Raw genomic sequence first — 8,385 nt, forward strand, 5'->3', positions numbered from 1 at the left:
CTCGGCTCACCCACCGGGGTACCGTCCGCGTCCACCTGAACGTACCCGCGCAACTTCGTGCCGGTCACCGGAAGGTCCGAGTGCAGCCGCTGGGTGTACTCGACGAGGCCGATCCGATAGAAGTCGGACCCGGGGTAGGGGTCTCCCGGTTCTGGCACAGCGGCGGGGATTTCGGGCAGCGGGTCGACGAACTTGCGGATCCCACCGGTGACGGTCATCTCTTCCGGACCCACCATGGTCGCCGCGAACGAGTACGTCCGCGCCTGGGCTGTGTATGGCGGGTAGGGAGCCGTTCCGAGGGTGATGGGCGAGCCCGCTGCAGGCACGGCGCTCGTGGGGTAGTAGATGCTGTCCGTCCCGGAACCGGCGGTATAGGGAATCCCCTGACCATAGTGGGCGATCCGGTCGCCCGCCTGAACCACGAGGTTCGCCACGGCGTAGGTGGCCACCCCGGGCGTCGAGGGTGTGCTGAGAGCGCCGCTGTCGAACACCACCGTGTACTCATTGCCCGTCGTCCCCGTGGGGCGCAGCACGTATGCGTGGAAGGTGCGGTTCTCTGAGCCGGCCTGGACGTAGGTCTGGAACCCGTTCAAGAATCCGTCGGACAGTACCCCTGGGCTCATCACGAGGACGTTCGTGGCGGTGTCTGTGGGAGCCGTCCGCTGGATCGCTTCGTTGCCGACCAGAACACTGGCGCCCGGTGCTGTCGTGAGCTCAGGCAGGGGGCTGTTCGCGTAGTTCGGGTGGCTGAAGTAGCGGGGCGCCTCACCCGGGACCGCAGCAGCCATGGCCTCGGCGTCCACCATCATCAGCGGGTTGAGCGCGCCGTCCTGCAGGGCCCGAGCCGCCGCCGCGTCACGGTCTGCCTGGTCGATCTTCTTCTCCTGCTTCTCCTTGACCTTCTCGGCCTTGTCCTTGAAGCGGTCCTGCACATCGGGCTGCGCCGCAACGAGCGCAGGGATGGCGACACCGGCTGAGGTGACGGCGGGAGGATTTGCCAGCCCCATGGGCAAAAGGGCGATGGCTGCGAAGGCAGCAATGCCCATGTTCTTTTTCACTGTCGTGCTCCTTTCGGGTTGCGGCTGGGCCACGGCCCGACGTAGTCCGGCACCTTCGTCGGGTCCGGCGTCGTAGCGACCGCCGTCCCCGTGCCTGGTGCGTGGCGGCCATGGCGCCAACCCTGGTGGGCACCGTGAGCAGAATCGATGTCGTGGTGGTGATGGTTCTGGCTGCGCGTGTCGTGTCGTCTGACATGACGGACCTCGCCCCTGCGATCGTGTCCCTGGTGTCACGGATGTGTGGACCGTAGGACCGCTGTGAACTTCCTCACAAGAGAAACCTCACTCCGGAAACGCGGTTCGCGAATCCGCAGCTGGCGGAACCCCGTCCCGCGGGTGCTCGGTCGACGCCCTCCTGGGTCGAGCGCACCAAGGTGCTGGCGACGCCACCAGACGGTGAGTCATCCGTCACTATTCGGCGCCTGCGAAGGCCGATTCCCGTATCCTTGTTCACATGAGGCGGGACGGCTGGACGTTCCTCACGAACCACGGGCACGTGCTCGTGTGTCTGGCGGTGAATCCCGAAGCCCTCCTGCGGGACGTCGCGACGAGCATCGGGATCACCGAGCGCGCGGTGCAGCAGATCGTCGGGGATCTCGAACGGGCCGGTGTGCTGATCCGTCTGCGGGTGGGCCGTCGCAACAGCTACGTGGTGCGCCGCGACGAGCTGTTCCGGCACCCCGTCGAGGGCGGGGTGACGATCGGGGACTTCATGGACCTTGTCGAGCGCGCCAGAGCGAGTCCACAGCGGAAACGGCCCCCGCGGGGGTTCGTCCCGGCCCGGCCGGATCGGGCCGCTCATCAGTGATGACTGGGCTCCCAACGCCCACGAGGCCGCACGACACCGGCAGCCGGCTTGTGAGCGACGTAAGGAGGAGCAATCGGGGCGACCCTGCCGGGGCAGTCTCGCGCAGAGGCGGTAGCAGAGGCCCAAACCTTCTGAAGATGCCCGCGACCCCGCTCGTGAGTCAGCCCCTGACCTGCGTGAACGACCTCGCGCACAACGGCTCGGGGACACACCAGGCGGCGCTTGCGCCACCACAGGTCCACGCCTGCCCAGACGCCGGCAGGTCCTAGATCGCACCAGGGCGGCGTTCCTGACCAGGCTCGAGAGCATCCGCAGCCCGCGAAGGGGCACTCACCAGCGCGCGTCTCGACCCCGACCCCGAGCCTACCTCGCCCGCACGACCCGGGACGACGAACTCGTCCCTCGGTCTGCCATGACTCTCAACCCTGGCGTGCGATGAGCGCCTCCATCAGGCCCGGTACGGGCCCCGTTGAACTGCACCGGATGTCGGGGAAGCGCTGTGCATTGTCCTCGCCCCGCCGGCGGCGGGTAGCCGTCTCGTCGGGGGTAGACGTGGGTGCTGCGGAACGGGTCCGGCGGCACAGTTCGGGAGCGGTTGGTCGTGAGCGTCACGACACCCGGGTGGGGGCGGGGACGACCCGCACCTCTGTGACGGCCATCTGCCCGGGATTTCTGCGGAGCTTCGCCCGGGAGCCCTCGTAGCCGGACGGAGGTCGCATCTCGACCTATGAGTGGAAGCCGTCTTTCGCCAGTCAATCTTGCCCTATCCAAACCCCTGTTGTCAGGACATACTGTCTCGGACGCCGGACTCTCCGGCGAGTGGGGCGGGCACGTCGCTTTCTCCGCATCATCACGAAGCAGGAGTTGAGGCAATTGAAGCGTTATCTGACGGGCTTGGCGGTAGCGGCTACGGGTGCGCTGGTATTCAGCACCTCGGCGGGTGGCCAGGGGGTCGAGAAGGCCGCGGACGCTGAGCGCACCCGCGACACGAAGCAGCAGGTGAACGCAGAGATCCAGCAGGGCGGGGGGGCGACCCGTGTTGCGGGCAGCAACCGCTACGAGACGGCGGTGGCCATCGCGGACTACTACGGATGGGACGCTTTCAACACCACCACCGTCTACATCGCGTCGGGCGAGAATTATCCGGACGCGCTGGCAGTAGGACCGAGCACTTTGGACGACGGCCCGCTGCTGCTTGTTCATCAGGACCTCCTGCCTTCTGCGACGGCTGCCGCACTGGCAGAGCTGCAGCCCTGTTTCATCGACGTCATCGGCGGGCCGTCAGCCATCTCGGATAGCGTGCTGGCCCTGTTGGACAACTACACGTACCCGGAGCTCTGCCTCGTTGAGTGAGGGTGCTCCCGCTTACTGATCATAGAAACCGGTCTGCGCCGTGTCATGGAGATCACATGACACGGCGTAGACCGGGCCACCGCCACTCTTGGTGAATCTTGGGCCATCTCCCCGGCGAGGTCGGCGGTCACCTCCAGGTCCCCGAGAAGGAACCGCCGCATGTTCTGGTAGCCCTCCTCGGAGTTGACGATGCCGTACCGTCCGGAGTGGGCCCGGTGGACGTAGGCGCACTCCGCCCCCGGGACGTACGCATTCTCGATCTGGACCAGGCCGTCGCTCTTGACGCCCACCGCCTTCGAGGACAGGCCGCGCGCGACGTCGTAGTCCTCCGGGTTGGTCCCGACGAGGGTGAAGACCCGACTGTTCGGGAACGCGGACTCGGGGATCTCGCGGGAGTCCCAGTCCTGGGGTGCCTTGCCGGCTTCTCCGGGGTTGAGGTACTCCCACATCCGTGCCGGACCGAAGATGTCGGCGCCGTTGATGCCGAAGCGGTCGCGGATCTCCTCGAACATCCCGAAGCCGACGTCGAACTCGATACCGCCGTGAGGGGTCGCGTACGTGAAGAGCCGGTCGACGTAGTCGCTGGCCCGCTCACCCTTCTCGCGGATGATCTTCTGGATCATGCTGCGGCAGACCAGGCCACCCATCGAGTGCGCGACCAGGTAGACGCGTGTTGACGGCGCTCGAAAACTGGACGGTTTCGGCGGTCGAAGAGTGAACGGTTTCAGTCTAGGGATTCCTGCTCAACCTTGATGCTGGGCAGGGTCTCGACGCCGCGGTCGCGGAGTCGGTAGCTGGCGCCCTTGAGGGCGATGACGTCGGCGTGGTGGACGATGCGGTCGATCATCGCGGCGGCCACGACCTGGTCTCCGAAGACGCCGGCCCAGGAGCTGAACGGCAGGTTGGACGTCAGGATGAGGGAGGCGTGCTCGTACCGGGATGAGACGAGCTGGAAGAACAGGTTGGCCGCGTCCTGCTCGAAGGGTAGGTAGCCGACCTCGTCGACGATGATCAGGCCGTAGCGGCGCAGCCGGGTCAGCTCGGCGGGAAGCCGGGAGCGGTCGTGGGCGTCGCTCAGGCGGGCGACCCAGTCGGTGGCGGTGGCGAACAGGACCCGGTGTCCTTGCCGGGCGGCGCTGACTACGAGGGCGGTGGCCAGGTGGGTCTTATGCCGAGCTCGGCATAGACCCACACCCTCATCGCCCTGGGTCACGCCGCCGTCCTCGCCGGCCACCGCGTCCGGTACCTGACCGCCGCCGACCTGGTCGAGACCCTCTACCGCGGCCTGGCCGACAACACCGTCGGCAAGGTCATCGAGGGTCTGCTGCGCCACGATCTCGTCCTGGTCGATGAGATCGGCTTCGCGCCACTGGACGACACCGGCGCCCAGCTGCTCTTCCGGTTCGTCGCCGCAGCCTACGAACGCCGCTCCCTCGGGATCGCCTCCCACCACTCCTTCGAGGACTGGGGACGGTTCCTGCCCGAGCACACCACCGCCGTCTCCATGCTCGACCGGCTCCTGCACCACGCCACCACCGTGGTCACCAACGGCCAGTCCTACCGCATGCGCGAGGCCCGCCAACGTCGAGGAGGTGAGCACCTGACCCAGTGATCAACCCCGCAGAGGGTGGGGACTTTCACCTGGCCAAAACTGGGGACCTCACCCTGGCCATTGACAACGGTCCACCCGCTGACTGCCTGTGGATAACCCCACTCCGCCGTCCCGACAGGACTTCCCACCCACCTGGCGACAGTTCGGACGCTAGCCGGACCCTGGTAAGGATTGCCCCATGATGGAGTAAAGGCTTGACAGGCGAATGGGGCCCGGGCCATGGCTTGACCCAGTCGCAGCGCCAAGGCCGCGGCTTCTGACGAGTCCACAGACGCCCGTTCGCCACGTTGCGCTGCTGCGTGGTCAGGAACTCGATCAGCCCGGACGGCAACGGCCCTCGCCTGCAGGCCGCCTGTCTAGACCGCAACCGAAGGAACCCTCTGGAGCAGATGATCCACGTCGTCCGGTGAGACGCGAAGCATCCGGCCACCGGTGCGATAGGCAGGCAGGCTCCCGTCAGCGATACGCCGACGCAGGGTCCGGGTGCTCATACCGGTCCGTTCAGCGGCGGCCGCGAGCGTCTCGTACCGACGCGGGGTCGTGGGCTGTGTGTGAGTCTGAGTCCTCATACCCCCAAATGCAGGCCGCGTCCGCCTCGGGGGTCCACCAGCTCCAGAAGCGGACCAGAGAGGGGCGGACGTGATTCACGACGGGAGGCGCCCGGCACGTGGGTGATGCGTACCCCACGAGAGTCGGAGTCCCTCTCGCATCGAACGACACGTGGACGACACGAAGGACCTGGAACCAGACAGCCCCCGACCTGTTTTCGCAGGTCAGGGGCTGTGCACTACTGGTGGGCGATACTGGGTTTGAAATTTTGAGAGAGGGGGCTACCACAGACCCCTTCCCGCCGTCCACTTTGCTGATAAACTCGCAGGTCAGAGGGCATATCGGCAAGGGACAAAGTTGGACACGTCTGGACGGGTCTTGACGCCGTTGTTCCTCGTATGTTCCTCGAAAGGCGACACTGGGAGGACACAAGTTGACTCGCAGGGACCATCAGTCCAGACGTGGGTTCGGGCGTGTGGAGCGGCTCAAGTCGGGGCGCTACCGGGCTGCCTACACCGGCCCCGACGGTCGTCTCTACCGGGCGCCGATGACGTTCGACGCGAAGGACGACGCCATCGCCTGGCTGTCCGCGCGCCGAGCCGAGATCGGGATGGAGGTCTGGGCGCCCCAGGCCGCTGCTCAAGGGGCACGGCGACGGGAGTCCCCGACGTTCCGCGCGTACGCCGAGCTGTGGCTGGAGACCCGCCGGACGCGGGGGCGCGAGCTGCGCCCGACGACCGGCCAGCAGTATCGGATGCTGCTGGAGCGGTTCATCTACCCGACGTTCGGCGAGGAGCGCATCGACCGGATCTCGCACGAGGACGTCAACGCGTGGTACGACCAGGTGGCCCCGGGCCGGGACACCGTCAGGGCGCAGGCGTACAGCCTGCTGCGCACGATCCTCGCCGGAGCCGCGTCCGTGCGGCCCACTCCCCTCATCCCGTACAACCCGGCGCACATCCGCGGCGCCGGGAACGCCAGGCGGGCCCACCACGTGGAGCCGGCGACCCTGACCGAGCTCGAGACGATCGTCACGGAGCTGCCCGACCGCTACCGTCTGATGGCTCTGCTCGCCGCATGGTGTGCGCTCCGCTTCGGAGAGCTGGCCGAGCTACGCCGCGGTGACGTCGACCTGCGGACCGGGCGGGTCAAGGTCCGTCGTGGCGTGGTGCGCGTCGGCGGCGAGTTCATCATCGGCCCACCCAAGAGCGACGCGGGCGTTCGCGACGTCGCGATCCCGCCGCATCTGCTCGCCACGGTCAAGACCCATCTGTCTCAGCACACCGCGACCGGCAAGGATGCGCTGCTCTTCCCCGCCGCGGCCGACAGCGACCGGCACATGGCGCCGTCGACGCTCTACAAGGTCTACTACCCAGCGAGGAAGGCCGCCGGCCGACCGGACCTGCGCTGGCACGACCTGCGCCATACCGGCGCCGTCCTCGCTGCCCAGACAGGCGCAACCCTCGCCGAGCTCATGGGCCGGCTCGGCCACTCCACGCCCGGCGCGGCGATGCGCTACCAGCACGCCGCCGCCGACCGCGACGCCGAGATCGCGCGGCGGCTGTCCGAGCTGCACAGCAGGACGGCTCTGTGATGAGTCCCGACCGGCGTGGTCGCCGCAAGGCGCCCACGCCGAGGTCGAAAGCGCCCGCGGTGCGCACCGGTCCGTCGTCGGACGATGCGCATGCGATCGTCTTCTTCAGGCGGCACGTGGACGACGACCCGGACCAGCGCGCCCCAGGCCGCGAAGCGCTCGACTCCTACCCAGCCGGCGTCCGCGCCAAGATGCGCGCCGCACTGGTGGCCGTCGCGAGCGCTCCACCCAAGCGCTTCGCCGCTGGCGGGTACTGGGAGGCGATGAAGGGTGAGATGAACGGCTGGTTCGAGGTGCGGATGGACGGGCCGGGACGTCACCACTACCGGCTCTTCTGCCTCCTCGACTACGAGGCCAAGAACGAGGACAAGCCGCTACTGGTCGTCGTCGACGGGCGGGACAAGCCGTTCCGGACGACGTTGTCGGATGCCGACTACGCCGCGGTCCGCAGGCTGGGCGTGGAGTACCGCAAGCGGAACCCGCGGTCCGTGGTCTGACGGCGTCAGGCGGGAATCCTCGTTCTGGGGCTTCGCAACTTGTTGAGGTGCTCGGCAAGCTTCATCGGGTCAGCTGTCCGGCCCTCGAGCAAGGGCTGGGTGATCTGGCCGCGCTCGGCCTGGGGAATCGGCTCGACGGTGATGCGCAGCCCGAGGGCTGCCGCCACCTCGGCCAACGTGCCCAGGGTCGGGTTGGCGCTTTCGGAGGACAGCAGGCGACGGATGGTCGCTGGCTCCTTTTGGATGGCCCGCGCCAGCTCCGCCTTGGACATCCCCGCAGCCTCGCGCGCGTCGTCGATGGCGTTGACGACCGAGTCGATGGTCGAGATCCGCATGGACTCCACGACGTACTCGCGGAGGAACTCCGGGTCCTGCAGGTCGCGGCTCAGGTCGTCCCAGAACGCGGTGTGCTTGCTCATACCCTCCCCTTCCTGATCACCCACCAAGTGTAGCATAAATGCTACGTACGGGGCTGGTCGAAGAGGGCCCAGTGCCGCCGACCTCTGGCCTGAGCAGCCATCGCGGGGCCTCGACGTCGCCCAGCACCACCCCTCCTCTACCAACTTTTCCAGGGACGTGCCCGTCTTTCTTGGGGGCGTGGCTCTGACCTGCGGCGATACGTGACATAGGCGGCCGGGTCGGAAAGTTCGCCCACACCCAGGGGCGACGCTCCCGGGAGCGCTGGGGGCGCGCTGTGACCTGCGGAAACGTCGGCCACTGGGACGAAGGAGGCTGGCCAGCCGAGCTGCGGGGGACGCTGTTGGGGGCGCTTGGGAGGGGCGAATCCGGCTCTTCACAAAGCAGGGTGTAGTCGGGGTCTGAATCCGCCGGCCTCGAGGAGTGCTCGGGCGATGTAGTTGCTGAGGGTGCGGAACCCCAGGGCAAGGCCGCGGAGGTGCTCGAGTCGACCGTTC

At 67.6% G+C, this 8,385-nt stretch carries 9 protein-coding genes and 1 pseudogene; 5 read left to right on the plus strand and 5 right to left on the minus strand.

The features are described from left to right. Positions 1-1,058, minus strand: a 1,058-nt coding sequence (locus ACI3ET_RS15990) for a hypothetical protein (RefSeq protein WP_405034068.1), incomplete at its 3' end; no start/stop codon positions are given. A 454-nt stretch (positions 1,059-1,512) separates the two neighbouring features. Between ACI3ET_RS15990 and ACI3ET_RS15995 the strand changes: the two genes are divergently transcribed. Both ACI3ET_RS15995 and ACI3ET_RS16000 read left to right on the plus strand, forming a co-directional pair. Next, positions 1,513-1,866, plus strand: coding sequence for a helix-turn-helix transcriptional regulator (locus ACI3ET_RS15995; RefSeq protein WP_405034069.1), 354 nt, complete (start codon positions 1,513-1,515; stop codon positions 1,864-1,866). A gap of 819 nt (positions 1,867-2,685) precedes the next feature. Beyond that, positions 2,686-3,219, plus strand: coding sequence for a cell wall-binding repeat-containing protein (locus ACI3ET_RS16000; protein ID WP_405034070.1), 534 nt, complete (start codon positions 2,686-2,688; stop codon positions 3,217-3,219). On the opposite strand, the gene ACI3ET_RS16005 is transcribed toward ACI3ET_RS16000, so the two are convergent. Then, on the minus strand, positions 3,186-3,866 hold the full coding sequence (locus tag ACI3ET_RS16005) for a lipase family protein (protein ID WP_405034071.1): 681 nt from the start codon (positions 3,864-3,866) through the stop codon (positions 3,186-3,188). The two genes, ACI3ET_RS16000 and ACI3ET_RS16005, sit on opposite strands and share 34 nt — an antisense overlap. Before the next feature lie 77 nt (positions 3,867-3,943). Continuing rightward, positions 3,944-4,387, minus strand: a pseudogene (locus tag ACI3ET_RS16010) (ATP-binding protein); the annotation flags it as partial. Between the two features lie 78 nt (positions 4,388-4,465). Between ACI3ET_RS16010 and ACI3ET_RS16015 the strand changes: the two are divergent. Further along, on the plus strand, positions 4,466-4,831 hold the full coding sequence (locus ACI3ET_RS16015; protein WP_405034076.1) for an ATP-binding protein: 366 nt from the start codon (positions 4,466-4,468) through the stop codon (positions 4,829-4,831). A gap of 356 nt (positions 4,832-5,187) precedes the next feature. On the opposite strand, the gene ACI3ET_RS16020 is transcribed toward ACI3ET_RS16015, so the two are convergent. Beyond that, positions 5,188-5,400: a helix-turn-helix transcriptional regulator gene (locus ACI3ET_RS16020; RefSeq protein WP_405034072.1), complete on the minus strand. Its 213-nt coding sequence runs from the start codon at positions 5,398-5,400 to the stop codon at positions 5,188-5,190. Positions 5,401-5,855: 455 nt separating this feature from the next. On the opposite strand from ACI3ET_RS16020, the gene ACI3ET_RS16025 reads away from it, so the two are divergent. Together ACI3ET_RS16025 and ACI3ET_RS16030 are read left to right on the plus strand one after the other, a co-directional pair. Then, the gene (locus tag ACI3ET_RS16025; protein ID WP_405034073.1) at positions 5,856-6,974 is read left to right on the plus strand and encodes a tyrosine-type recombinase/integrase; all 1,119 of its coding nucleotides are present in this window, start codon (positions 5,856-5,858) and stop codon (positions 6,972-6,974) included. A gap of 116 nt (positions 6,975-7,090) precedes the next feature. Beyond that, the gene (locus ACI3ET_RS16030) at positions 7,091-7,471 is read left to right on the plus strand and encodes a hypothetical protein (protein ID WP_405034074.1); all 381 of its coding nucleotides are present in this window, start codon (positions 7,091-7,093) and stop codon (positions 7,469-7,471) included. A gap of 5 nt (positions 7,472-7,476) precedes the next feature. Here the strand turns inward: ACI3ET_RS16030 and ACI3ET_RS16035 are convergent, their stop codons facing one another. Further along, positions 7,477-7,890, minus strand: a complete 414-nt coding sequence (locus ACI3ET_RS16035; protein ID WP_405034075.1) for a helix-turn-helix domain-containing transcriptional regulator — start codon at positions 7,888-7,890, stop codon at positions 7,477-7,479. Positions 7,891-8,385 lie beyond the last annotated feature (495 nt).

This window comes from Ornithinimicrobium jinqii (assembly GCF_045032595.1).
Taxonomy (GTDB): Bacteria; Actinomycetota; Actinomycetes; order Actinomycetales; family Dermatophilaceae; genus Ornithinicoccus.

What these genes read in the sequence shown, in the direction of transcription:
- ACI3ET_RS15995 (WP_405034069.1), top strand. Translation starts at nt 1,513, where the DNA reads ATGAGGCGGGACGGCTGGACGTTCCTCACGAACCACGGGCACGTGCTC.
- ACI3ET_RS16005 (WP_405034071.1), bottom strand. Translation starts at nt 3,866, where the DNA reads ATGGGTGGCCTGGTCTGCCGCAGCATGATCCAGAAGATCATCCGCGAG.
- ACI3ET_RS16020 (WP_405034072.1), bottom strand. Translation starts at nt 5,400, where the DNA reads ATGAGGACTCAGACTCACACACAGCCCACGACCCCGCGTCGGTACGAG.
- ACI3ET_RS16035 (WP_405034075.1), bottom strand. Translation starts at nt 7,890, where the DNA reads ATGAGCAAGCACACCGCGTTCTGGGACGACCTGAGCCGCGACCTGCAG.